We start from the raw sequence: 25,186 nt of genomic DNA on the forward strand, positions 1-25,186 counted from the left end.
AAGAAAGCCAACTTTCATCTTCCCTCTCATTCCTCTCCGAATTTTCAGGGATCCTTTCCTACTTCCTCACAAGTTCCCTGATTTAAAGTATCGGCGAAAAATCAAAATCCAACAACCAAAAGGGGTTGTATATTTACAATGACTGGCGTTCACTGTAGCCAATCGACCAGCAGAACTGGATCTCCTATGTCAAAAAACATCGTCGAAAGGTATCTCGTTTTAAAAAACAAATACCGAAATTATGATACCAAATACGCCTTAAAACGGATGCAAGCATTTCGGCTTGCCACCCAAGAATTATCTCGCAAAGGATATGAAGTTGCTTTGGAGCTGCTCGGATCCATCAACTTTGGTATTGTAGATCCAACTTCCGATGTGGATTGTATTTTGCTTTTAGAATGTGATTTGCATAAAGACCAAAGTTGTTGCCCAGCTCACTGCACCAATTTGACATTTGTAAAAACCGAAATTTCCAAATTTGTATTAAAAAGATTAGCCCCAGAAACATTTAACATTGATTATTTGGATACTATCAATCTAAAATACGTAGAAGAAAAAATCAGAACCGAATCTGTTCTAGGTGATGAGACATTATACTGTTTATTATTTTATAGAAACATTGGTAGACCAGTCAATCGCCCACTGTTTATCCCATTTTGTGACCAACTGGAAGAAAACCATGACTTCGTGAAAGAAATTATTCCGTGGGCGGCCGATGCCTTAGAAGGTTATCTAAACACCAACCAACACAGAATGTCTTTCAACAAATACAACGAGAGGATTCGGGCAAGAGGATTAAGTCTTCCTGAGGGATTACAACAGGAATTACAAGCCTACATGGAGGGAAAAACTTAAACTTAATTGCCAGGTTAATATTATTGTTTACCGTTCCGCAAGAATCCTTATTCTTTTGCCATGCCTAAGGGAATTTGGACGAAAAGAGGCAAGTTGTATCCCTACTTGTTTTCGAACATTATTCTTTTTATTTTTGTCACTATCGCTTTTTTATTCTATACCGCCAGCGAACGAAACATCGATGAGGCGGAGGAAAACCGCTACCATTCCTTACGCATCGCCAACGAACTCAGGCAATCTTCAGACCAACTTACAAACTTAGTAAGATTGTATGTCATCAAAAGAGATAAAAAATATAAACAATACTTCCAAATGATTTTGGATATCCGCAATGGAGAACTTCCGAGACCGAAAAATTACGGTTATGCGTATTGGGATTTTGTGATTGCAGATAAACTTCCACCACCTTCAGGCGAAGGCGAAAAAATCAGCATTTACGAATTAATGAAAAATGCAAACTTTCTCGAATCCGATTTTTTATTACTTTCACAATCAAAAATCAAATCTGATGAGTTAACTAAAATTGAGTTTGAAGCAATGTCTCTTGTTGAAAGGGACATGAAAACTGGATTCAAAACAGATCCTCGAGTTTTCAATTTATTATTCGATGACAACTACCTCCGAGCCAAAGCGGAGATCATGAATCCTATTAATGACTTATACTATCAATTAAATGATCGAACAACAAAAGCAATCCAAGATGCAAAAAGAAAAGTATTTATTTTAAAAACCATTCTCGTTACGGCGGCTGTATTTTTTGCTATGAGTCTATTTTTGACACATAGGTCGCTGACTACAATCATAGGTGGAAGTGTTGATGAAGCATTTCAGAAAATATCTTCCTTGGGAGAAGGAAACTTTTCGGGTGATATCAAACCCGCTATGTTTAAAAATTCCATTTTACATAGTTTAAACATAACGCAGAAAAGATTACAACAATTATACGAAGAAAGTGAATCGAGTAAACAAAGATTAATAGAAAGTGAATCGAATCTCCGCAGCATTTTAGACAACGTATCTGCCTGTATTTATTTAAAAGATATCAATGCTAAGTATCTTTTTGCGAACAAACAAGTATGTGATTTATTTGGATATCCGTTGGAAGAGATTCTTAATCAAACGGATGAAAAATTCTTAGTAATTGAAACTGCAAAAAAAATTCTAAATAACGATAAATCAGTTTTATTGGAAGGGAAAACATTACATGCCGAAGAAGAAATTATAAATCGAACCGACGGTAAAACATATTCTTTTCTCACTGTCAAAATTCCATTAAGAAACCATTCAGGCGAAATTTACGCTCTTTGCGGAATCTCAACTGACATTGGTTTAACGAAAGAAATTCAAAAAGAATTAGAACGCGCAAAAGATACAGCAGAAATAGCAAATCGAGCCAAATCAGAATTTTTAGCTTCGATGAGCCATGAAATTCGAACGCCTTTGAATGGAGTAATTGGGTTAACACAAATCCTTTTTAAAACAAACTTAGATCCAGAACAAGAATCCCTCGTTAAATCAATAGCCTCGGCTGGCAGGTCATTACTAATCATACTCAATGATATCCTCGACTTTTCTAAGATGGAAGCCGGTAAGTTAAAAATTGAAAAAATAAAATTCGACATTCGTCTTACGGTTAATGAAATCTTTGATTTATTATCCATTGAATCCAAATCGAAATCGATAGAGTTAAAACTAAAAATCGATCCAAACGTTCCACAATTTATCTATTCCGATCCCGGCAGAATCCGCCAAATTATATTCAATTTATTAGGAAATGCTATTAAATTCACGGAAAAAGGGTATGTGATTCTTCGACTCAAAAAAGATAAAGAATGGATTCGCATCGAAGTCGAAGATTCTGGCATAGGAATACCAAATGAGAAAATGCAGTTTGTATTTCATAAGTTTTCACAAGCAGACGCTTCGACTTCGCGCAAGTATGGAGGAACAGGTTTAGGTCTTGCCATTTCAGAAAGATTAGTATCTTTACTTGGAGGAACCATTGGAGTGGAGAGCCAAATTAACAAAGGAAGTTTATTTTGGTGTAACTTTCCTTATGAAAATGAAGATCTTTCTAACAAAGAGAATTTTTCAGAATTAGATTCTACTTTACCAAAAGTTTTTGAATCAACATTTACGAACCAAAAGTTTTTGATTGTTGAAGATAATATACTAAACCAAAAAGTCATTGGTGGACTCCTAAAAAAATACAATATACATTTTGATGTAGCAGAAAATGGCAAAGTTGCTGTGAATCTATTCCAACATAACAAATATGATTTGATTTTAATGGATTGTGAAATGCCTGTTATGGATGGTTTTGAAGCCACATTAAAAATAAGAGAATTAGAAAAAACAAAATCTGGAAAAACAATCATCATTGCTGTTACAGCTCATGTATTAAACGAACACAAAGAAAAATGTTATGCCGTAGGTATGGATGGATTTATTGGAAAACCATTTTACATTGAAAATTTATTAAACATGTATAGTGAAATTCTAAAAAAACAAAAATCATAATTCCGTTTTATTTTCGAGAACTATCAAAAAATCAATTTTTATTACTTCGATTTGTTACGTGATCTAAATTTCCATCTCCATAACTATTGGTTATTTCGGCAATGACCACTTGGTAACCTTCGTACCATTTTGAATATTGAGACTTTGCTGATTTATGATCAGAAAATGTTTTTAGCGCTTCCAATCCTTTCCGCGATTGAAAATAATACACCACTGCCATCGTCCCTTTTTCCTGGTTCAACCATTGGTCTTTACCTAAATATTCAGGATGGTTTTCGACGAAGGATTCAATGGAACGATCCAAGGTTTGAAATTCTTCATCTGATTTTTTTTGTTTAAAAATGAATGTTGCTGAAATCACAATTTAAACAAAGATAATTCTTTGTTTCTTTCCGCAACTAGTTCCTTTCTATTGCGTTTGTAATTTTATTTTAAGGAAAATGAGAGGCTTTCGTTTTAACGTTTTCTAAATGGCGGATGTCTTTTCCTGTATTGAGTCGGACAAGTTCTTCTGCTACGTTTACCGCATAATCGCCTAACCTTTCCAAGGCGAGAATAATCCGATATACATCTGCAAATTCTTGTTTTTCCATATCGGGAATACAACGATACTTATGGAATGCTTGGTCACAAAGAGCGTTTAATTCATCTTCTAAGGAATTGACACTTCCCATAAACCTTTCTTTTTCTTCGACAAGTGATTCAATGGCCATTCCTGCAAGTGTTGTTACACGAGATAAAATCAAAGTCATAGGTTCTTCGTTTTTAAAAAGACCTTTGCGAATGGTTTTATGGCGAAATACATCGGCACAATTCACCACCTGGTCTCCCATCCTTTCCATATTCCTCGTAATACGAATGGCAGAAAGCGCAAACCTTAGAGGATCTTTTTTTAAGACAATATCATTGTCCACATCGCCCATACCTAAAATGTTACGATTACTCACTGCTTCTAAAATGGCATTTTGGGAAAGGTTATCGTTTTCCTTTTCTAAATCATCAATGAGGTCATCCCTTTCGACGATCCGCTCTGCTTGCGCATAATCATCCGCCTCCAAAGCTTCACTAAGGAGGATCACTTGCTCCAAAACTAATTCAGCCATAGAATATAAATTCTTTCTTAAGTAGTAGAACTTGGAAATAATCATATCAGGCAATTTATTCGGAACCTATTTCTAGTTAGACGGTTGCTAACTCAGTGATTTCGTCGACCGTGAGAATTTTTTCAATATCGATTAAGATAATAAACCTATTATCTTTTTTACCAACACCTGTGATGTACCTTGATGAAATTCCTTTGACCGAAGGTGGAGGTGGGTCCACTTGGTTTGCAGGAAAATGAACCACATGTGACACTTTGTCCACAATCACACCAATGGATTTACCAGAAACGTTGATAACAATGGCTCGGTCAGCCGAACCATCCGTAATATTTTTAATATTGAGACGTTTGGCAAGGTCGATCATTCGAACGACTTTTCCCCGTATGTCCATAATTCCTGCGAAGAAACTTTTGGATTGTGGAACACGGATTAGGTTAGTGATTTTGACAATCTCTTCGACTATGGTGATGGGAATTGCATATTCTTCATCGCCCAAATTGAATATAATGTACTGCTCATGAATGAATTGGTTTGCCGATGATGTTTCTTTTGCCATATAACTTTTCTACAATTTTCTAGCCTACGTCTAGAAGTAGACGTAGCCGTTATAGAAAAAATATGAACCGAAACTAAGAAATGACAACACTTTTGTCATTAAGACAGAGCGTTTTCTGACAAGAAAATCCAAAAGTCCAGCGGCCATTCCTAGAATGCCTAAAGTCAGTCCTAATACGACATAATCATAGTATAGATAATAGACCAGACAGCCGAAACCGATGCCCAGGCAGATATCTTGCAAATCACCCCAGACTCGTCTTTTAAAACGCACCCAGAGCGATCCTCGCGCCTCTCTAGCCTCTCTGCGCTCCCTTCTCCAACGTTGGAACCGAGTTTCACGGACGATCCCAAAAATGGAATCATAACGAGTGGATGGAAATAAAGCAGACTCTAAAGGAAATCTTTGGGATCGAACCTTTTCTGGGCCATCAGGTACAAAGGGGGGATAAATTTCGTACGCCCCTCCAATACATGCTAACATGTCTTTATCAGGAAGGGTACTAAAGTATTCGCGAAAGGGCCAAATCTTTCGAAAGACTGGGTAAGCACGGCCAGAAGTAATATCCTTCTCACCTTGGACAGTACCGTTTTTCACGGTGGCACCGTACAGCCTACCTTTCTCTTCTTTGATTTCTACAGCTAACCGAACGAGTCGTTCGTGAAAGTTGAACTCAGCCTCCAGGACATCCCCGAGAGGTGTTTCCAGGATAAATGCTCGGATGAAACCGGGTGTGCGGGGTTTCTGTTTCCTCCAGACTTGTTTCATAACAAACCTATCGGAGGAAACATTAAGTCACTGAAGAAAGATTATTTCTTCTTTTTGTGTCTGTTGGCTCTGCGTTTTTTCTTACGTTTGTGGGTTGCGATTTTTCTACGCTTTCTCTTTTTTCCGGAAGGCATTCCTTCCTCCTTATATCAAGCCTGTTCTGTCAAATTTCTAGTCGAGGTACTTTTGTAAAACTTTATTTTTCCTCATTGTGGATAACATCGCTTTGATATCACCCACTCCCTCGCGTGAAGTGACAAGTAAAACATCTGGTTCTTCTACAACAATGAGATCCTTCACACCAAGAAAGGTTATGAGTTCTTTTTGCACCGAAGAAATATTTCCTGAAGCCTTATGATAGAGTACTTCTTTTCCTTGGTGGTGGTTTTTTTCCTTGTCTCCAGGCAAAATTCGTTCCAAAGACATCCAAGATCCAACGTCGTCCCAATTAAAAGTAGCTTCTACCATCCGAATCCTGTTGGATTTTTCCATAATGGCAGTGTCGATAGCCTCGGAGGGAAGCATTTGAAAAGCCGTTTTTAAATCTCCAAAACTTTTAAATGGGAATCCATTTTTTAAGGGATTTAAGATGTGAGGAGCATGACGTTCTAGTTCCGAAAGAATGGTTTCTGTGCGAAAAAGAAAAATCCCAGGGTTCCAATAAAAATTCTTTTTTTTGATGTATTTTAGAGCCGTTTTAAAATCAGGTTTCTCAAAAAATGCTTTTACCGTATAACCTACATCTGTTGGTTTCCCCGTACTAATATAACCATAACCTACTTCCGGACGGTTTGGTTTCACACCTAATAAAACCATTCCATTGGCTGTCTCGTATAATGCTTGTTCTATGGTTATAGTAAATTCTTTGATCGGATCAATAAAGGCATCGGCTGATAAAACAATTAAGTTTGGGTTTCCAAATTTTTTCTGAAAATAAAGTGCCGATAGAGCAATGATGGGAGCCGTGTTTTTGCCCTCTGGCTCCAAAATGAAATTGGTAGAGGGAAATTTAGGATCTTTTTTAAGAATCTCCGCTTTAAGGTTGGCGTTGGTTCCAATATAAATTCGATCAAGTGTAGTAATGGTGAGAGCGCGGTCGATGGTCTCACGAAGTAAGGTTTTATTGGAATAAACTTTCTGGAGTTGTTTTGGGGAATTCGTGCGGGAGCGAGGCCAAAACCTCTCTCCCTTTCCGCCAGCCATAATAAGGACAACCGGGGATTCTTTAGGTATTTTTGCCATAGGGTTTGGAACCAGAATCTAACAAAGCAGAAAGAGGAAAACCAGAAAAGAGTTAGGCTCCTCCCGCTTCTTTCGGTGTTTCTTCACTATGAAGTTTGATGGGTTTTGCAGGAATGATGGTAGAAATGGCGTGTTTATACACCAAGTTCTGTTTGTTATCGTTTTCTAGGATGATTGTGAAATTGTCAAAACTGACAACCTTTCCTTTCAGCGGAACTCCGTTTAACAAGTAAATGGTGAGATCAATTTTCTCCTTTCTTGCAGTATTTAGAAGTTGGTCTTGAATATTATTTTTTGCCGACATTGGAAATCCCGAGTGTTTTTCTCTATATTTTATCTATATTTGTATACAATTGGACAGCGGATTCGAAGGAAATGGCCGAAAGTAATGGATCTTTTTTGAACCAAGTAACCTGTCGTTTCGCATAATTTCTATGACTTTGGGCCAGCTGCTCAATGAATGTATTACTGTCTATGGTTCCATTTAGGAAAGCAAGCGCAAAATTGTAACCTAAGGTTCGTAGGCCTGGACAGTTCGACCCGTATCTAGAAATTACTTCTTTGGTCTCCGCTAACATACCAGTGGCGATCTCTTTCACACGTTCATTAATCCTTTGGTAAAGAATTTCTCGGGGCCAATCCAACCAATGTCCAATGATTTGGACATCTGGTTCCTCATTTAAAAATCCACCCACTGTCTCCTTAGATACATCTGACCAAAGTACGCCAGTAAGTACCACTTCCAGAGCTCGTTTGATTCGATAACCATCTTGTGGTGACAAAGAAGCTAGGGCTTTGGGATCTTTGGCAAAAAGTTGTGACCTTGCTTCCTCTAAAGAAAGTTCCAAAACATAATCTTTGGTTTCCTTGGGTACATTTGGTACGGGATACATTCCTAATAGAAAAGCTCTGAGGTAAAAACCTGTTCCACCAATTAGGAAGGGAATTTTTCCACGGGCACGAATGTCATTTATGGCTTCGCGGGCCCAAAGGGAAAATTGACTGGCATTGATAGATTCATTGGCATTTAGAAATCCAACAAGCCAATGATGAATGTAAGTGGACTCTTTGTGGGAAGGGGCCGTCGTGCCTACCGGGAGATCCCGATAGACTTGGCGTGAGTCAAAAGAAACAATTTCGAAACGTTTAGGGTCAAGGGTTTGGGAAAGTGCGGTTTTTCCGGAACCTGTAGGTCCACCAAGGACAGGAAGGATCAAACCTCTTCCTCGGCTACGACCTCCTCTTCTTCGGTCTCTTCCAATTCTTCCGTTTCTTCTAAGAGTTCATCATCTTCCAAAACTGGCTCTTCCTCTTCCTCCACTTCGTATTCGGAACTGCGAATGGCAGCCATCCGGGATTTGATAGCGGGTTTGGCCAATTGGTCTGCCCCACATTTAGGGCATTTTTTTTCGGGTTTGTTCAAATCATAAAACTTTGTTCCGCAAGAGTAACAGCTGAATTTTTTTCCCAAAGGGTTATTGGGATCGAATTTTACAGCGGGTGTTGCTTTTGGAGCCGGCAAAGCCTTGGCCTTCGTAGCGGGGGTTTTAACACCGACTACTGGCTTTTTTTTATCTTCCTTCGGGGAAGCGGACTTTACGTCCTTGGTTGGTTTTTCTTTGGCTACCGCTTTTTTCTTGGGCGGGGGTGCCTGCTTCTTGACTGCTTTTTTTGCGACCATAAACGTACTTTTGACAGTTTTGGAAATCCCCTCTCGGGGACAACCTTTTTGAAATTGGACGGTTTTCTCCTGGATGAAAATTAATGAAAAGTTTTTTTTTTCCTATGACCCAATTAAGTGTCAATGTCAACAAGATCGCCACTCTGCGTAATTCTCGTGGTGGATCCATTCCTAGTGTCACAAACATTTCAGAGATTATCCTGGATACAGGCGCCTACGGCATAACCATCCATCCCAGAGAGGATGAAAGGCATATCACCAAACAGGATGTACTCGAAATAGGCCAGTTTTTGAAATCTTACAACGAAAAATTGTTAAAAAAGGGATTTCCCAAAAAAGAATTTAATATCGAAGGCGAACCAAGTGTACGTTTTTTAGATCTAGTCCTTGCGGCCAAACCGGACCAAGCCACTTTAGTTCCGGTAAAACCAGGAGAAATCACCTCCGACCACGGATTCGACTTAAAAGACAAAACAGTGTTCCAAACTTTAAAATCGATGATTGGACGTTTCCACGAAGAAGGAATTCGTGTTTCTTTGTTTATGGAAACCAATTTTGAACAATATACGCTCGTAAAGGATTTAGGGGCAGATCGAATCGAACTCTATACAGGACCTTTTGCTTGGGCTTACGAAAGATCAAAAGAGGAAGGTTTATCGAGTTTTAAAGAATATGAAATAGCGGCAACAGAGGCAAACAAACTAGGGTTAGGTGTAAATGCAGGACATGATTTGGATACAAACAACCTTACACTATTCGCAAAACTTCCCTTTTTAGCAGAAGTATCCATCGGCCATAGGTTGGTAAGTCAAAGCCTTGTAGACGGAATGGAAAAAACAATCAAAGAATATCTTAGAGTTCTTTCGCAAGGAAACGTAATTTAGAATACTGAGGGTCTTGTTCTAATAGTAATTTGGCTGCTCTTTCCAATGCGAGTGCTAATTGTCCTTCGAGTTTTCCTTTTCTTTTTATGATTTGGATTTCGGAAATAAAACTACGAAGGGCGTCTCTCGCTTGGGATTCATTCCCAGAAGCTGAGGCTAGTTTCACTTTTTTCCAAGCATCGGTAATGGCTGTCCCTGGTTTCCAGGTTGTCCCTTGCACAGGAACTCCCGCTTCTGTACCGAGAGAGGAACTCACTGAAACCACTCCCGCACTGGCCCCAATCGCTTCTTTTCCCGATTCCCCTCTGTGGTAGTAGGTTGTGTCCCAAATCCGAGAAAAAGGATCTGATTTCATTTGATCTGCATAAAGACGTTCTTTATAAGAAAGAGAGGCCAGGCGAATTTCTTTTTGAATGTTGGATTTGTCTATTTCATTCAAACGTTGGAAACAATCGGCAAGAATTCCCCGTCGTAAAGATTCTTTTGTTAGGACCCCACGTTGTGATAAAAATAAAAAGGATGTTACTTCTGGTGTTTTGTTTTCCTTACAAAGTTTCTGTGTTTCTGTAAAAATCGCAAAAACCTCTCCATCGCGGGAATGGGCTTTGAGGTCGGCTAAATTTCCCGATTTTTCAGCAGTGATTCTTAACATATTTTTATAGAGACTATCATTGGGATTTTTTTCCAGAGCCTTTCGAAATGCAGTATAACTCTCCGAATAATTGCCCCGATGGTATTCCAGGAGTCCCCAAGTATAACACAAATATCCATCATCCGTATCACGGGTTCGACAAACATATCTTAGTCGAGACATTGCCTCTTCTCTCAATTCGGTGGACTCCCAAACATCCAAAAGCACCTCTTCCAAAAAGATGAGGGTTTCCAAACTGTACGGATCTCGGGTAGGGTTTTTCTGAGGATCTGAAGTACAAAACCCAAGGGAAAGAGCAAAAATCAGGACAACGAATGGACGCATGGCACCGTCTATGATATACGTGTGTCCTAGATTTGTCCCGAATTTTTTTGAGTTGCATGGACTGGAAAATCGGAAATTCTTAGGATAATCTATCCACTTTACGAGCGATCCCTTGAAACGAATTGTTTACCTACTTTCCTTTTTCACCCTACTCAGTTTTGCCCTTCCTGTAGGCTTTATTTCCTGCGAACCGGAAGCCAAAAAAGCTCCTAACCGTGTAACCAATTTTACCTACCAAGACTTCGAAACCGTGGTCAAATCTGTGGATAAGTTCTACATTGATAAAAATATCAATAAAAACAGGGCATTCACTGATGCGGCTTCTTTTGCTGTTCTTAGTATGCCACACCCACTTTATATTTACCCTGAAAGTTATTTCAATGAAAGGGAAAAATACGACGACAAAGAGGATCTTTGGCCTGGGAAAACTTTTAAAATTTCACCTTCCGACAAATTCGTGTTATTTGATCCAGATTATACTCTTGTAGAAAAAATCCAAAAAGAGAAACTAAAGAAAAACGAAAATAGAAAACTCTCCGATGCTGAAGTCAAAAAACTCATCGAAAAAGAAAAACTAAAAAAATCTGTTATCGCAGCGAAGTGGGAAGAAATTAATTTCTCACGCAAAGAATTTGATCGAGTCGTAACTTACATCCAAGACAATATAGAAACTTACAAAACACCTGTGCTAAAAGGACTTGTAGAACTTGATGGCGAACTTCCTGACGAAGAGGAAGATAAAAAAGAATTCAGCATGGAACAAGTGTTTCTTGCCGCAGCCAATGGTTACCTAAATTCTTTAGATCCACATTCCAATGTGTTTTTGAAAGAAATGTGGGAAGAGTCAATGGCTAAAATTAGCGATGGTTCCTTTGAAGGAATCGGAGCGATTTTATCTGGTGGTGGTAGCCGAGAAGTCGTCGTAGAAAACCCACTTGAAGGAAGCCCTGCTGTGAAAGCAGGAATTCGAAGTGGAGACACAATCGTTGCAGTAGACGGTAAAGTTATAAAGAACCTAACGCTCGATAAAGTAGTAAAAAAAATCAAAGGACCAAAAGCAACAAAAGTGGTTCTGACTATCACTAGAAAAGGAAATACCGGTAAAACCGATATCGAAGTGATTCGTGATAAAATTACTATTAAAAACGTAACCCATCATATCGTAAAAGAAAACCCACAAGTTGGTTATATCAAACTCACTGGATTTGTGAAACCAGGTCCAGGGGAAGCTCCGATTGATACACAAATTGCCAATGCAGTGGTAGAGATGGAACAAGAAGCCAAAGAAAGTGGAAAACCATTAAAAGCACTTATCCTTGACTTACGTGGGAACTCTGGTGGGTATTTAGATCTTGCGATTGATATTGCAGATATGTTTATCGAAAAAGGAATGATTGTATTCACAAGAACTCCATTCCGTAGTGATGAAGAAAAATATGCTAAAAACAAAGATATCACAAAACTCCCGCTAGTTGTTTTAATCAATTCCAAATCCGCTTCTGCATCCGAAATTGTAGCAAGTGCCATCCAACACCACGGTCGCGGAATTTTACTGGGAGAAAGAACTTTTGGGAAAGCCACAGTTCAAAGTTTAAATAACTTAGAAAACAATCCAGATTACTTACTTAAAATTACAAATGCAAGATACTATTCTCCATCTGGAAAAACAATCCAAGTTGTAGGTGTATCACCTGACATTGAAGTTTCGGAAGAACCAGATGGAGGATTTCCTTTCCGTTATCGTGAAGAAGATATGTGGAACCATCTCCCACTCATCCCTCACGAAGGTGTAGTCAAATCCAAATTCAACGTCAATGCCATCAAAGAGTTTGCAAAGAAAAATGGGAAGGCAGATGCCTTCTTAAAATCACATGCCAACGATGCCATCAAACCAGACTATATGTTAATCAGAAGTTTGGATTACATTGAAGGAATGTTAAATACAAAATAATCCTTAGTAAGGATATTAGATGAATATAAATTGGAAACCATGTGACTCGAATTAAAACAGATTTTTTGATCATTGGAAGCGGAGTGAGTGGCCTCTTTACCGCATTAAAGCTAGCTCCGCTGGGAACTGTAGTCGTTGTCACTAAAAAAGCTGACTACGAATCCAATACCAATTATGCGCAAGGGGGAATTGCCTCTGTTTTCGATGATAAAGATAAGTTCGAAGAACATATCAAAGATACCTTAGAATCGGGCGCAGGACTTTGTGATTTAGAAGCAGTGCGTGTCCTTGTCGAAGAAGGACCTACTCGGGTTCGAGAACTACTGGATTTAGGAGTTCCGTTTACCAGAAACCAAACCGGGGAACTCGACCTTGCCCGCGAAGGTGGTCATAGCAAAAACCGCATCATCCATTCACTAGATAGAACCGGAAGTGCCGTAGAGCAGTCGCTACTCGACCATGTGCACGCAAACAAAAACATCCAAATTTTAGAAAACCATGCCTGTGTAGATCTTATCACCAAACACCACTTAAAGGACAAAGAAAATCTTCCCCTTCGGTGTTATGGTGCTTATATTGTTGATACAGAAACAGGAGAGGTATTTCCAGTTCTCGCTAAAAAAACCATTTTAGCCACTGGTGGTGCCGGTCAGGTATATCTTCATACCACCAATCCAAACATTGCGACTGGAGACGGAGTGGCAAGTGCCTATCGTGCAGGGGCCATCGTTAAAAATATGGAATTTTATCAATTCCATCCCACTTCTCTTTTTCATGAACAAGGAAATAGTTTTTTAATTTCAGAAGCAGTGCGAGGTCATGGTGGCATCTTACGAGAAATAGGCGGTAGACCATTCATGAAAGACTATCATGAAATGGGAGAACTTGCACCGCGTGATATTGTAGCTCGTGCCATCGACGATACTATGAAAAAAAGAGGAGAACCCCATGTCCTTCTCGATATCACTCATAGACCTGCAAACGACATCATCAACCACTTCCCTTCGATTTATGAACGTTGTAAAAAACTAGGAATCGATATTACAACCGATCCGATCCCTGTGGTGCCAGCAGCACATTATATGTGTGGCGGTGTGGCAACCGATCTACTGGGAAGAACCAATATTGCCGATTTATATGCCTGCGGGGAAACCACATGCACGGGAGTTCACGGCGGAAACCGATTGGCATCTAATAGTTTACTCGAATGTCTTGTTTTCTCTCATAGAATTGCAGGTGATATCCAGTCCCAAGGAAAACTAAGTTATTCGGCTGAAACAGATTTGATTCCTGATTGGAACAAAGAAGGAACCACCAATACAGAAGAATGGGTTCTCATCTCTCATGATTTGATAGAAATCAAAACCATTATGAGTAATTATGTGGGGATTGTGCGTTCAGATATGCGACTCGAAAGAGCCCTACGAAGAATCAAACTAATTTCGGAGGAAGTGAAAGACTATTACAACAGAACCACTGTCTCTCTTGGTTTACTAGAACTTCGAAACTTAGTAAAAGTCGCCGAACTCATTGTACGTTCCGCACTCCTAAGAAAAGAAAGTCGCGGGCTCCATTTTAGTACGGACTATCCAGAAGACAGGACACCTTCCAGACAAGATACAATCCTTTCTCACAAACTATAAAAGGCAAACTAATATTAAGCGCCAGGGACCCTAGCGGAAATCCTTTCTCGTCAGAGAAAGATTGAAGCGGAGGGCCCGGTCCCTTTTCGTTTTAATTTTATGTTTAAGGAAAAAATCGGAGGCGCCCACCTAACATAAATGAATTCAAATCAAATTTCACTTACTAAAAAAATACGACCGAACAATGATTAACTCCTAATTCCTAGAATGGTATAAACAATTCCTAAAATGATGGGAAGGATAGAATAACTAAACACATGGATGAAATGTCCACGTTTTTCGCCCCATTTTTGCTTCATCGGTTCCAATTTCCAAAAAAATCCAGGTTTGTAGATGCGTAAGATATATGTGGTGGTTCCATAGAGGATAAAAAATACGCCGAGTCCAACAGTGAATAGGTTCATAAGTCTCCTTGATAATCTCACGTTATGTGGGAATGCGAACTTTCCAAGAAAAAAATATAGGGAAAATAGTTTTGGCTATCGGATTTTTATGGATGTGATAAGAGGAAGTCATTGGGAGGCGGGTTCAGTTCCCCACCCAAATCAGGGCGGGGATACTATATTCGCACATAACCGCAACAAATACACGAAACTCCAATAAAACTTCCAAAATCAAGAACCAAATCCATCCGATTCCACCTAACTAAAATACCAATATAAGGTTAGGTATCAAATGATCAAACTTCGTTATTCACTCGAGGACCATCGTTTCCATTTGCAATTTGGATATTCGAAAACTTTTTTTTCCATTGCAAAATCCATTCCCAAAGCATATTACGATTCCACTACCAAATCATGGTCCTACCCAAATGATCCAACCATCATTAAACAGGTACTAGATGCCTTTGAATCAGATGATATACGAATCATTCCTAAAGAAATTCCAAAAAAATGTGGAATTTTAGATGATTATTTAAAAGCAACTAGAGATAGAAATTTCACGTTTTGCACTACAAAAACTTACTTCTCACATTTATTTCGATTGTTAGTGTTCACAGAAAAACTTCCATCAAATATAAGAATGATTGATTTAGAAAATTATTTGGACCATATCGTCTTAGAACGTGGTGCAAAAGCTGCTAGTGTTCGTTCTGCAAGACAGGCTTTCATCTTTTATTTCCGCGAAGTTAGAAATCAGTTTACCAATCTAAAATTTCCTAAGATGAAAGTGGAATCAAAACTACCAGAAGTTTTGTCAGCCGAAGAAACAAGAGCCATCTTTAATGCATTACCCAACAGAAAACATAAAATGTTATTACTCATCAGTTACTCTTCCGGCTTACGGGTAAGTGAAGTGATTCATTTAAAATTAACTGATATAGATTTTAAACGAAATATGGTTCGTGTCACACAAGGAAAAGGTAAAAAAGATAGGTATACCATACTTGCTAGTTCCCTTCTGGAAGAACTTAAAGAATATTTAAAAGTCAGGGAATACAATTTGTTATTACGACAAAGTTATAACGAAATGCGAGCCAATCCTTGGTTGTTTCCTGGAATGAACAATAGACCACTTAATATTCGTACTGCGGAAACCATTTTCACCAACGCAGCCCTAAAAGCCAATATCCAAAAGAAAGTGACCTTCCATAGTTTAAGGCATGCTTTTGCCACACATCTTTTAGAATTGGGAACAGATCTACGAATGATCCAAACTTTACTCGGACACGCAAGTGTCCGAACCACACAAATTTATACAAAAGTGGCAAGAAGTCGGTTAGAAAATATCGTCAGTCCTTTGGACCGAATTCCAAACCAAAAAGACAAAACCATTCTTTTACCAGAAAACAAACAAAAAGACTAATCATCATTTTCTCAAAGACCCATCCAATTCATTTTTTCCAAAAGCCACTGACTCTTACTTTCACATTTAGTTGACGAAAACCAAATCGCCCACACTCTTCCATTCATTCTTTTCTAAATAGTTTGGCCGAAACCAACACAAAACAATGAAAGACAAATTCGAACAATTTTATTCATCTTTAACAGAAACTGAAATTTCAATTGTTATGCGACTTAAAGAAATTTTAAAACCATTTGAAACTCTCGAAGAAAGGATTTCGTATTCCGTTCTCTACTACTTTCAAAATAGTCGTGTTTGTTTTATTTGGCCAGCTTCTATCAAACCTGGACCAAAATCTGGAGTACAGTTTGGATTTTGTAACGGTTATCTGTTAAACGATCCGAATCAAAAACTTGAAAGGGAAAACCGCAAACAAGTTTATTGTATCACATTTCATACAGTCAATGAAATCAACGAAATTGACCTTACTAATTTTATAAAAAATGCTTTAGAAGTGGACCTGAGTATTTTTAAAAAGAAAAAGTAGTGCGTTCCCAATGGTTATGAATCCTCAAATCCGTATCAAAAAGGGCCGGGCTACTCCGGGGTCCGCTGAACGCTCCCGTCACCAACCATCTAACGATGGCAGGTGACCAAGCCCTACGTCTCCCTAACGCGATAATGGAAACTAAAATTTAATTAAAAAAGATTAACCTTTTCCTTTTTGAGCCCAAAAGTAAATTAACACAAGGAAACCAATTCCTGTCAGACCAATCAATTGCCACCAACCACTCATTCCTACATCATGAAGCCTACGGGAACCAACGCTCAAACTTGGCAACAAAACTGCTAAAGAAAAAACTCCGCCAATCAGCGGAAGGATCATGTTCAGCGCTGCACTGATGATGATACAAGCAACAACCCACCACCAGAACTCTGGCCTTTTTGCATTGCCGCTAAAATCAGCATATTTTTGTAAACATACCTTAATCGCATCTTGGAATGACATATCTTTTTACCTTCCACTGAGTCTCTTATTTTGTTCGTTACAAACGAGGCATATTAGAAATTAATTATTAATCATGTAAAGTAAAAAAGGAAAATTGAGTAAATGTTGCAAATAGGAATTCTTATTTTTCCAGAAGTCGAAGTAATGGACTTTGCCGGCCCCTTTGAAGTCTTTTCTCTAGCAGAAACTAACGAACGTAAGAAATTATGCCAGGTACATATTGTTGCCGAAAACCTATCTCCCATCCCTGCAAGGAATGGACTCATAGTTTTGCCTAACTATGACTACACAAATTGCCCACAAATGGATATATTAATTGTCCCAGGCGGATTCGGTGCCGAGGAGTTAGAGATTAAAAATCAAACAACCCTTAGCTGGATTAAAGCGAAATACTCAGAAGTTAAGCATTTAGCTTCCATTTGTACAGGTGCGTTTCTATTAGCAGAAATAGGACTTTTAGATCATTTAGAAGTCACCACTCACTGGATGGACATTGAAACTCTTAAAAACAACTATCCAATGTTAAATGTAAAAGAAAACGTTCGATTTACAGACAATGGGAAAATTCTAACTTCGGGAGGAATTTCCTCCGGCATTCATTTGAGTTTTTATCTCCTCCAAAAACTATTTGGACTCGAAGTAGCCACTCGAACCGCAAAACGCATGGAATACGATTGGGATCCAAGTTCACTTAACAAACATTAACCATAGCTCTCAACCCATTTCACTACTGAATTCGATTTATGTCTTCAATATGCCTAGGGCCCCTTGTGGGAGCTCTGGCCCTCCGTGGGTGCTGTTTGGTGCCCTAGGCATATTGAAGACAGTATTAACGTTGAAGTGGAAATGAAAATAATTCTATAACTATGCGATTCGTTTTCCTCGGATTTTCCATCGTGGAAAATCGTTCGAATCCCTATTCACTTCAGTCTTAAATAAAATCTATATTTGTACCAAATTTCCCTAATGAATTCGAGCCCTTTCTGAGAAATGGCATGGGCGCCGCACAGCACCCACGGACGGGTGCGAGCGGGAGTTCTGGCCACGGAGGGCCAGACGAACGCAAGGCGTCCATGCCATTTCTCAGAAAGTATATTCGTTGAAGGGGAAATTAACAAATTGGGTGGATGACGGGATTTCGCCTTACACGGTTCTCCCGTCCGGGTCGAACTCGTTCCAGGCCGTCTTTTGCGAGCCCTCGCACATCCATGTGCTCGGTCGTTCTCGCTTAACGCCAATTAGGCAAGGTGTCTTGCCAAATTGGCTACTCGAACTCTATCGCAAAATCGTTCGAATCCCAATCTTTTGGATTCTGATATTAATTTGTTTGGAATTTGAATCGCCGAAGGCGATTTAATGGGTGGATGACGGGATTCGAACCCGCGACGACCGGTACCACAAACCGGGGCTCTACCGCTGAACTACATCCACCGTTTCTAGAACAATCATCGACCCGAGAGGGATTCGAACCCCCGACCAACTGCTTAGAAGGCAGTTGCTCTATCCAGCTGAGCTACCGGGTCAGATAGAACCAACTGATTCGGGATGACAGGATTTGAACCTGCGACCCTCTGTACCCAAAACAGATGCGCTACCACTGCGCTACATCCCGAGAAAGTCCTTGAAACACCAGTGTTTTTGGCTTAGGGACTGTGTCAACAAAACGGAGATTTATTTCTTTAGGTTCTTCAATCTTTCTAAGAGGATGGGATGGTTTGGGTTCTTTTGTAGAGCTTTGCGATAGGCTTTCCAAGCTTCCTCTGGTTTTCCAATGGTTTGCAAAAAATAACCAAAGGAATCCAAATAGGCCGGATTGTTGGGATCGAGTTCCAATGCTTTTTTTAAAGAGCGAATGGCTTCCGCACGTTCCTCGGAATTTGGTTTTTTTTTCAAGGCAAGAAGGTATCCAAGCGAGTTCAAACTGTTTTTGTAATCGGGAGTATGCCTTAAAATACGGCGGTGGATCTCAATGGCTTCTTCCAACCGGTGTGTGTATTCATAAACATGAGCTAAAAACGAAAGGAGTTTGGCATCATCCACAGCCACTTGTAATCTTTCTTTGATGATGGATTCGGCTGTTTCCCAATCCTTTAATTCCACGAGGGCAAATACTTTTAGGCGGTACACATTATCCAGTTCAATGAACCCCGGATATTCGCTTAGGATCCGATCCAAAACCTGAATCGATTTTTTAAAGTTTTTGGTCTGAAAACAACACAAAGCAAAATTATACAAAAGGATAGGATCTTCTGGATTTTGGAGTAAGGCCTGGTCCAAAAGATTCAATGCCATAGCATAGTTGCCTTTATTCATATAACCGAGATAATCTGTTTCTTCAGCCATTGGTTTACTTAGATTGTAGTTCCTTTAATCGAATCTTTTCCGTTAGATCTAATTGAATCGGTGTGACAGGAAGTTTTCCTTGGTAATAAGCTTCAAAGTCAGTGCCTGTTTCATCATCATGTCCAAGCAAACTTCCATTTAATTGAAATTCGCTGACTCCTTCGATGATTTGTTTTTTTTCATACTTTTCGGAGTAACGACGACGACCAAGACGAGTAAACACAACCTCGTTTAATGTGCCTGATCCAGAAATTTCGGGAGGGAAATTTAAATTCCATACTTCACCAGACTGAATCTGCGATCGGTATTTTTCCAAAAAAGATAAAACTAGTTCGGCTTCTTTTTCATAACCATCGTCTGGATCAATCCTACCCGAACTCACGGCAAGAGAAGGAATTCCATGCAAAGCACCATGTTTGGCAGCTCCAACAGTTCCTGAATAATGGACATCATACCCCATATTCACACCACGGTTGATCCCAGAGATGACAAAGTCAATTTTGGGAAAGATCTCTGCATACAATCCAATGTTCACACAATCGGCAGGAAAGCCGTCAGCAATATAATGGTTGTCATTGATTCGTTCCACACGCATTCCTTGGAAGACGGTAAGAGCCATAGAAGTGACAGAACGTTCTTTCAATGGTGCAATGAGATATGTTTTATAAGATTTACCGAGAACTCGTTCTAATGCTTTGATTCCGGCGGAAGAAATTCCGTCGTCATTTGTGATGAGTAAATTCAAACTAAAAACCACCTGAAATCGATTGAAGGATACTGGTTGCCGTATATAGATTCATAAGGAAAGGAAATAGAATCGTAAGCCCAAGTGCATAAAAAGAAAACTTTAAAGAATCACGATTTCTTAATTCATAAATGGATTTGAGTCCACGAGAAAGAACCAAACTATAGAGTAAAATAAAACTTAAAAGAAGAAAAAATCCCGTTCCAATTCCAGAAATTCCTAAAGAATGAAACACAATACAAACAGGTGCAAATAACAGAAATAATACGACCGAATGTCTCGCAAATAAAATCAAAAACAAAAGTTTAGGTGTTCTTCCTTTTTTTTGCACATAATAATCAGTGACCAATGCATAAAAAAAAGGAAAAAATCGAAAGAGTAATAAATTGGCTATAAATCCAAAAAACAAAAATGACAAAGTAGAAACAGTGTAAGGAGCAGAAAGGATACTCATCCCCACTGACAAAGATAAGGCGGAAAGGATAGAAAACATCCAACTGGACACAGGGCTTGCCGCAAATGGGATTTCTTGGACCTCCTCCGAATAACGAAGAGGATCCAAAAATACCAATTCCAATACATCCACTAAATCAAAGAAAAAATCTCTCATAACATTAATTTTCCAAGAGCGGTTGGTAAGATGACCAAAACTTGAGATTGGATAAGAGATCTAATTTTGGATACATGGGAATTGTCTCCAAAAAAGCTCACACCAATGGATTGCAAAAAACGATCGAAGGGAGAGATCTCTTGTTCAAAAAGTGGGATGAGTCCGTCGTATTGACAAAGTTCAGAAAGTTTTTTATGTGCTTCCCGTCGCCCACCAATGTCATCTACAAGTTTATTACGGAATGCATCTTCGCCAGAATAAATTTTTCCTTCTGCTAACTCTTCAATGGACTTTACTGTTTTGTTTCTTCCTTTGGCAACATCTTCCACAAACTTGCGATAGGTGTCTTGCAATTGTTTTCCAATCATATCATCTTCTTCGTTTGTAGAATCACGGAAAGGAGAGTACATATCTTTGTATTTCCCTGCTTTGTAGGTGCGAACACCCACGCCGTAACGATCCAAAAGTCCCTTCACGTTTGGTGCAAAAGAAATCACTCCAATGGATCCCGTGATGGTTCCGTTTTGTGCAAAAATATAATCAGAAGCAGCGGCAATATAATACCCACCGGAGGCTGCTACGTCCTTCATACTCACCACAATCTTTTTGGTTTTCCGTAAATGAAGGAGTTCGTTGAAAATTTCTTGAGAAGCAGCAACAGTTCCACCAGGGGAATTGATCTCGAGAAGGATTCCTTTGACATTTCCGTCCTCTTCCAATTCGCGTAATTGGCGTAAAACGGTATCAGCACCCGTGGAATCAAAGGTTGATGAGCCAGAATGGATCTCACCCACAATCGGTATGACGACAGCTCCAATTTCACTGGCTTGGAAAAGACTGCCACCGGTTCCAGTTGAGAATCGGGCAAGGCTTGATCCAGATACCAAAATGGCAATTCCGAGAATTGTGGCAATAGTGGAGAACAAAAAGGAGAGAAAGAGAAGAAATTGGTTTCTTTCCATAAACTCCCACAAGCAAAACCTTGCAAAAACTCGAGTCAACTTTAATAATTCTTTACTTTTTTTTAGAAAAAGTTTATTTTCCTTGTACGGTCTAACCGAAAATTAGACAGGTAGTCATAGGATTTATGTCCAGGTACCGCCGAGACATAAGGCCTTTACCAAGGAAGGTAGGACATGGATGTTCGTCTCAATCGTCTCCTCAACTCAGCCGAAAAACTAATCCAGGACAAAAAGGACACAAAAGAAGTCTCTGGAAAATCAGGAGTACCTGTACAAAAGTCAGATGAAAAATCCGACTTTGTTGTCAGCCTTCCTGTTCAGTACCACAATATCCAATCACGACTTACGGAATTGCAAAAACAACTTTCTAAGGAACAATCTAGGATTGGCCTTTTGGAAGATAACTCTCAAGAAGAAGACAAACTCAAAGAACTTCTTTTTGAAGGAGAACCACTATTCCCAGAGTTAGGTGAGGGCAAAGTAACCAAACCAGAAATTTTAGAAAACAGCAAAGGGAATATCTCAAGCCTTCTAGCGGAACTAAAGAAAAAGGAAGTAGAAAGCGAAAATATTTTTTCCCTTGGAATGATGTTAAGCCCAGAAGAATTCAAAGGGAAAATCGGAACTTTGTCTGCATCATCTATGAAACCAATTTCTGAAACAATGGTAAAACGACTCCTCGGCTGATCATTGGAATTAAAACGTAGTCTCAATACTTTTGATTCCATTTCGGTTCTCTTCTCCTCTATGGTGGGGTCGGGAATTTTTTTCACCTCCGGGTATTTGATCAAAGAAACCGGAAATCTTTGGATTGTTTTGTTTTGTTGGATTGTGGGCGGAATTTTAGCCCTCTCTGGTTCCATCACTTATGCTTATGCAGCGCGCCTCCTCCCTTTTGCTGGTGGCGATTACGTTTACTTAAAAGTTGCTTATTCTCCTGCCATTGCCTTTATGAGTGGTTGGTCATCCTTACTCACCAATTTCTCTGCCTGTGTGTCGGTGCTTGCTCTTGCCTTTGGAAAATATGTACAAATTTTATTTCCAGAAATTCCAGTTTGGCAATCACCTACTTACACCTTACTTGGGTTAGATTTACAAATCAGCTCCATTACTTTTATTGGTGTTATACCGATTTTATTTTTTAGCATTCTCAACTTTTTTGGAATTAAATCTGCCGTTCGCGTACAGAATGTTTTTGCTGTCTTAAAAATTACGGGCCTTCTTCTTTTTCTAGCTCTTGGGTTTTCTATGGGAAACACCAACTGGTCTTATTTATGGAACACTCCTTTTCCAAATCTAATGGAACTTTCTTTTTACTCCAAGGTTTTGATTGGAATTGTGCCTGTGTCCTTCTCCTATTTGGGATGGAATATGATTACCTATATTGCGGAAGAAGTAAAAAACCCAGAACAAACCATTGTTCGTTCTGCCATCACTGCTTGTTTTCTTGTGGCCGGCCTCTATTTTGCGATCAATTTACTTTTTGTGATTTCAGCTCCCATAGAAGAGTTAGCTGGCCAAGATGGGATTGGTGCCATCGCCTTTCAAAAGTTATTTGGGGTAAATTACTCTATCCTTACTACGAGTTTTATTGCTTGGGTAATTTTGGGATCGATGTCGGCCATTCTCATCGGAGGAAGTCGAGTGTACTTTGCAATGGCAAGAGATGGAGTGTTCCTTCCTTCTTTTTCCAAGGTTCATCCCGAATGGCATAGTCCTTATGTTTCTATTTTTTTCCAAGGTTTCGTAGCCATTCTCTTTTTGTTTGTCAAAGAAATCGAAGCCCTACTTTACATGATCACTTGTTCGATTTTGATTTTGTCATGTCTTACGGCAGCCACACCATTTCGGTTTGAGAAGATGGGAATGAAATCAGATTATAAAATTCCTTTCTATCCTTTGCCCATTTTTCTTTATATTTTGGCTAATATTGCTGTGATGATGATTCTATTTATCGAAAAACCTGTAACGGCTTCTTGGGGACTCATGATCACTCTCATTGCCCTTCCCGTATATTACGGATTTCGATTGGATAAAAAAATGGTTAAAGTTAAAAAATAATCACTAACTGGCAATCTATGAGATTGCCATAAAGGTTTTGCCAATGATAGGCATCACTTCGTCTTTTGCTAACACCCAAATCACATCCCCACCTCTCACTTGTGTATTTCCAGAAGGAATCAAAAATTGTTCCCCCCGGGCAATGAGTAGGATATGAGACTGCTCTGGAAGTTTAATTTCAAACAAAGCTTTGTCCACCACACTTGAGTTATATGGAACAATCAATTCCTGTAAAGTCATACCAGGAAACTCAATGTTATCAAAGTCTGTAGGATGGTAAATTTTACGATCAGGATCCTTTTTCAAAATTCCTAACCACTGTGCCACCCGAGGGATAAGAGAACCTTGGACAAGAAGGGAAACAAGAACTACAAAAAATACAATATGGAAAAGTAAATCTCCCCATACCAATCCTTGGGCAATGGGAAAGGTAGCCAAAATAATTGGTGAAGCACCTCGTAACCCAACCCAAGAAATAAATAACTTTTCTTTGACAGGTAACTTCACACGCAGTAGTGAAATAAACACTGCCACCGGTCTTGCAAAAAGAATGAGTAATACCCCAATGAGAAGTCCTGGTACCCAAATATTGACCATCCTCGAAGGATACACAAGAAGGCCAAAACAAAGAAACATACCTATCTGTAAAATCCAAACATAACCGTTTAAAAAACGAAAGATGGATTTTTTATGAATGAATTTGTTTCGTCCTACAATGATCCCAGCGATATAAACCGCCAAAAATCCATTCCCTTGAAATACAGTGGTCACCGCATAAATAAAAGGAACGGATGCCGTGATAAAAACTAAATAAAGACCATCATACCCTAGTTTGACGGAGTTCATTAAATAAAGAATAAGAATCCCCAAACTATATCCCATCATGGTTCCAACAAGAACTTGCATGACAAAAAATCGAAAGAATTGGAACCCACTAAAACTTGCATCGGCCGTGATGAGGTTCATAAAGATGGTTGTTAATAGAACACCCACTGCATCGTTAGAACCCGATTCAAATTCTATGATCTTTTTTAAATGAACTGGTAAATCAGAAGATCCAGTTTTAAAAATATTAAAAACGGAGGCTGCATCGGTGGCACTCACAATCGAACCGAGTAAAAACGATTCCATAAACCCAAGAACCGGAAATAAATAATGGATGAGAACTCCTAAAATAAGAGCAGTAAGTATCGTGCCGATAATCGACAAACGAATCCCAACTGCCAAAAAGTTTTTTAGACTATCCCATTCACTTTCGAGACCACCCAAAAATAAAATATAAATAAGAGCAAATATACCAATCGATTGAGCTAAACCATAATCACTAAAATCGATTCTTCCTGGGCCATCAGAACCAGCTAACATACCGAAGGTGAGGAAAATAAGTAAAATGGGAAATCCAAAACGGAAGAATAGTTTACTAGATAAAATAGAAAATAAGATAAGAGTAGAGATAACAAGAGCTTGTAAGGTAAAACTGTCGATCATGTTT

The 25,186-nt window shown here is 39.1% G+C and carries 26 protein-coding genes and 3 tRNA genes; 10 read left to right on the plus strand and 19 right to left on the minus strand.

The window, feature by feature from the left end:
• Positions 1–186: 186 nt before the first annotated feature.
• Both EHQ31_RS15910 and EHQ31_RS15915 read left to right on the plus strand, forming a co-directional pair.
• The gene (locus EHQ31_RS15910) at positions 187–855 is read left to right on the plus strand and encodes a hypothetical protein (protein ID WP_135571886.1); all 669 of its coding nucleotides are present in this window, start codon (positions 187–189) and stop codon (positions 853–855) included.
• Positions 856–960: 105 nt separating this feature from the next.
• Positions 961–3,375, plus strand: coding sequence for an ATP-binding protein (locus EHQ31_RS15915; RefSeq protein WP_338069472.1), 2,415 nt, complete (start codon positions 961–963; stop codon positions 3,373–3,375).
• 31 nt (positions 3,376–3,406) lie between these two features.
• On the opposite strand, the gene EHQ31_RS15920 is transcribed toward EHQ31_RS15915, so the two are convergent.
• The 8 genes from EHQ31_RS15920 to EHQ31_RS15955 all read right to left on the minus strand — a co-directional run bounded on the left by EHQ31_RS15920 (position 3,407) and on the right by EHQ31_RS15955 (position 8,725).
• Positions 3,407–3,736 (minus strand): hypothetical protein, encoded by a 330-nt coding sequence (locus tag EHQ31_RS15920; protein WP_135571889.1) that lies wholly within the window; start codon positions 3,734–3,736, stop codon positions 3,407–3,409.
• Positions 3,737–3,806: 70 nt separating this feature from the next.
• Entirely contained in the window at positions 3,807–4,523 is a 717-nt protein-coding gene (locus EHQ31_RS15925) for a phosphate signaling complex PhoU family protein (RefSeq protein ID WP_208652788.1), read from the minus strand.
• Between the two features lie 31 nt (positions 4,524–4,554).
• A complete protein-coding gene (locus EHQ31_RS15930; protein WP_135571893.1) occupies positions 4,555–5,034 on the minus strand; it encodes a chemotaxis protein CheW in 480 nt (159 codons plus the stop codon).
• Between the two features lie 30 nt (positions 5,035–5,064).
• Positions 5,065–5,802: a hypothetical protein gene (locus EHQ31_RS15935; RefSeq protein ID WP_135571895.1), complete on the minus strand. Its 738-nt coding sequence runs from the start codon at positions 5,800–5,802 to the stop codon at positions 5,065–5,067.
• 171 nt (positions 5,803–5,973) lie between these two features.
• The gene (locus EHQ31_RS15940) at positions 5,974–7,035 is read right to left on the minus strand and encodes a mannose-1-phosphate guanylyltransferase (RefSeq protein ID WP_208652804.1); all 1,062 of its coding nucleotides are present in this window, start codon (positions 7,033–7,035) and stop codon (positions 5,974–5,976) included.
• 61 nt (positions 7,036–7,096) lie between these two features.
• Positions 7,097–7,348, minus strand: a complete 252-nt coding sequence (gene hfq, locus EHQ31_RS15945) for an RNA chaperone Hfq (RefSeq protein ID WP_135571899.1) — start codon at positions 7,346–7,348, stop codon at positions 7,097–7,099.
• A gap of 22 nt (positions 7,349–7,370) precedes the next feature.
• Positions 7,371–8,261, minus strand: coding sequence for a tRNA (adenosine(37)-N6)-dimethylallyltransferase MiaA (gene miaA / locus EHQ31_RS15950; protein WP_135571901.1), 891 nt, complete (start codon positions 8,259–8,261; stop codon positions 7,371–7,373).
• Positions 8,258–8,725, minus strand: a complete 468-nt coding sequence (locus EHQ31_RS15955; protein ID WP_135571903.1) for an FYDLN acid domain-containing protein — start codon at positions 8,723–8,725, stop codon at positions 8,258–8,260. Before EHQ31_RS15955 ends, miaA begins: the two co-directional genes overlap by 4 nt.
• Before the next feature lie 104 nt (positions 8,726–8,829).
• On the opposite strand from EHQ31_RS15955, the gene EHQ31_RS15960 reads away from it, so the two are divergent.
• Positions 8,830–9,609 (plus strand): pyridoxine 5'-phosphate synthase, encoded by a 780-nt coding sequence (locus EHQ31_RS15960; RefSeq protein WP_208652789.1) that lies wholly within the window; start codon positions 8,830–8,832, stop codon positions 9,607–9,609.
• Here the strand turns inward: EHQ31_RS15960 and EHQ31_RS15965 are convergent.
• A complete protein-coding gene (locus tag EHQ31_RS15965; RefSeq protein WP_135571907.1) occupies positions 9,578–10,585 on the minus strand; it encodes a tetratricopeptide repeat protein in 1,008 nt (335 codons plus the stop codon). The genes EHQ31_RS15960 and EHQ31_RS15965 overlap by 32 nt on opposite strands.
• A gap of 112 nt (positions 10,586–10,697) precedes the next feature.
• Here EHQ31_RS15965 and EHQ31_RS15970 point away from each other — a divergent pair, with 112 nt between their 5' ends.
• Together EHQ31_RS15970 and nadB are read left to right on the plus strand one after the other, a co-directional pair.
• Complete coding sequence (locus EHQ31_RS15970) at positions 10,698–12,536, plus strand: S41 family peptidase (RefSeq protein ID WP_135571909.1); 1,839 nt, start codon at positions 10,698–10,700, stop codon at positions 12,534–12,536.
• A gap of 41 nt (positions 12,537–12,577) precedes the next feature.
• The gene (nadB, locus tag EHQ31_RS15975) at positions 12,578–14,179 is read left to right on the plus strand and encodes an L-aspartate oxidase (protein WP_135571911.1); all 1,602 of its coding nucleotides are present in this window, start codon (positions 12,578–12,580) and stop codon (positions 14,177–14,179) included.
• Between the two features lie 188 nt (positions 14,180–14,367).
• On the opposite strand, the gene EHQ31_RS15980 is transcribed toward nadB, so the two are convergent.
• Complete coding sequence (locus tag EHQ31_RS15980) at positions 14,368–14,583, minus strand: hypothetical protein (protein WP_135571914.1); 216 nt, start codon at positions 14,581–14,583, stop codon at positions 14,368–14,370.
• Between the two features lie 271 nt (positions 14,584–14,854).
• Between EHQ31_RS15980 and EHQ31_RS15985 the strand changes: the two genes are divergently transcribed.
• Complete coding sequence (locus EHQ31_RS15985; protein ID WP_135571916.1) at positions 14,855–15,985, plus strand: tyrosine-type recombinase/integrase; 1,131 nt, start codon at positions 14,855–14,857, stop codon at positions 15,983–15,985.
• Positions 15,986–16,130: 145 nt separating this feature from the next.
• A complete protein-coding gene (locus EHQ31_RS15990) occupies positions 16,131–16,511 on the plus strand; it encodes a DUF1801 domain-containing protein (protein WP_135571918.1) in 381 nt (126 codons plus the stop codon).
• Positions 16,512–16,673: 162 nt separating this feature from the next.
• On the opposite strand, the gene EHQ31_RS15995 is transcribed toward EHQ31_RS15990, so the two are convergent.
• Positions 16,674–16,973, minus strand: coding sequence for a DUF805 domain-containing protein (locus EHQ31_RS15995; RefSeq protein ID WP_135571920.1), 300 nt, complete (start codon positions 16,971–16,973; stop codon positions 16,674–16,676).
• A 102-nt stretch (positions 16,974–17,075) separates the two neighbouring features.
• Here EHQ31_RS15995 and EHQ31_RS16000 point away from each other — a divergent pair, with 102 nt between their 5' ends.
• Positions 17,076–17,678 (plus strand): DJ-1/PfpI family protein, encoded by a 603-nt coding sequence (locus tag EHQ31_RS16000; protein WP_135571922.1) that lies wholly within the window; start codon positions 17,076–17,078, stop codon positions 17,676–17,678.
• A 654-nt stretch (positions 17,679–18,332) separates the two neighbouring features.
• Here EHQ31_RS16000 and EHQ31_RS16005 read toward each other — a convergent pair.
• The 7 genes from EHQ31_RS16005 to sppA form a co-directional block, all read right to left on the minus strand.
• Positions 18,333–18,404: transfer RNA gene (locus tag EHQ31_RS16005), tRNA-His, on the minus strand.
• A gap of 18 nt (positions 18,405–18,422) precedes the next feature.
• A tRNA-Arg gene (locus tag EHQ31_RS16010) sits at positions 18,423–18,496 on the minus strand.
• A gap of 17 nt (positions 18,497–18,513) precedes the next feature.
• A tRNA-Pro gene (locus tag EHQ31_RS16015) sits at positions 18,514–18,585 on the minus strand.
• A gap of 59 nt (positions 18,586–18,644) precedes the next feature.
• Entirely contained in the window at positions 18,645–19,316 is a 672-nt protein-coding gene (locus EHQ31_RS16020; protein WP_135571924.1) for a tetratricopeptide repeat protein, read from the minus strand.
• 4 nt (positions 19,317–19,320) lie between these two features.
• Positions 19,321–20,061, minus strand: coding sequence for a 5'/3'-nucleotidase SurE (gene surE, locus EHQ31_RS16025; RefSeq protein ID WP_135571926.1), 741 nt, complete (start codon positions 20,059–20,061; stop codon positions 19,321–19,323).
• A 1-nt stretch (position 20,062) separates the two neighbouring features.
• The gene (locus EHQ31_RS16030; protein WP_135571928.1) at positions 20,063–20,671 is read right to left on the minus strand and encodes a hypothetical protein; all 609 of its coding nucleotides are present in this window, start codon (positions 20,669–20,671) and stop codon (positions 20,063–20,065) included.
• Positions 20,668–21,633, minus strand: coding sequence for a signal peptide peptidase SppA (gene sppA / locus EHQ31_RS16035; RefSeq protein WP_135571930.1), 966 nt, complete (start codon positions 21,631–21,633; stop codon positions 20,668–20,670). Before sppA ends, EHQ31_RS16030 begins: the two co-directional genes overlap by 4 nt.
• Positions 21,634–21,807: 174 nt before the next feature.
• Between sppA and EHQ31_RS16040 the strand changes: the two genes are divergently transcribed.
• Complete coding sequence (locus tag EHQ31_RS16040) at positions 21,808–22,320, plus strand: LIC10415 family protein (protein ID WP_135571932.1); 513 nt, start codon at positions 21,808–21,810, stop codon at positions 22,318–22,320.
• 3 nt (positions 22,321–22,323) lie between these two features.
• Positions 22,324–23,694 (plus strand): APC family permease, encoded by a 1,371-nt coding sequence (locus EHQ31_RS16045; protein WP_135571934.1) that lies wholly within the window; start codon positions 22,324–22,326, stop codon positions 23,692–23,694.
• 15 nt (positions 23,695–23,709) lie between these two features.
• Here EHQ31_RS16045 and EHQ31_RS16050 read toward each other — a convergent pair whose 3' ends face one another.
• The gene (locus tag EHQ31_RS16050; RefSeq protein ID WP_135571936.1) at positions 23,710–25,182 is read right to left on the minus strand and encodes a potassium/proton antiporter; all 1,473 of its coding nucleotides are present in this window, start codon (positions 25,180–25,182) and stop codon (positions 23,710–23,712) included.
• Positions 25,183–25,186: the final 4 nt, after the last annotated feature.

The organism is Leptospira montravelensis (genome assembly GCF_004770045.1).
GTDB classification, from domain to species: domain Bacteria; phylum Spirochaetota; class Leptospiria; order Leptospirales; family Leptospiraceae; genus Leptospira_A; species Leptospira_A montravelensis.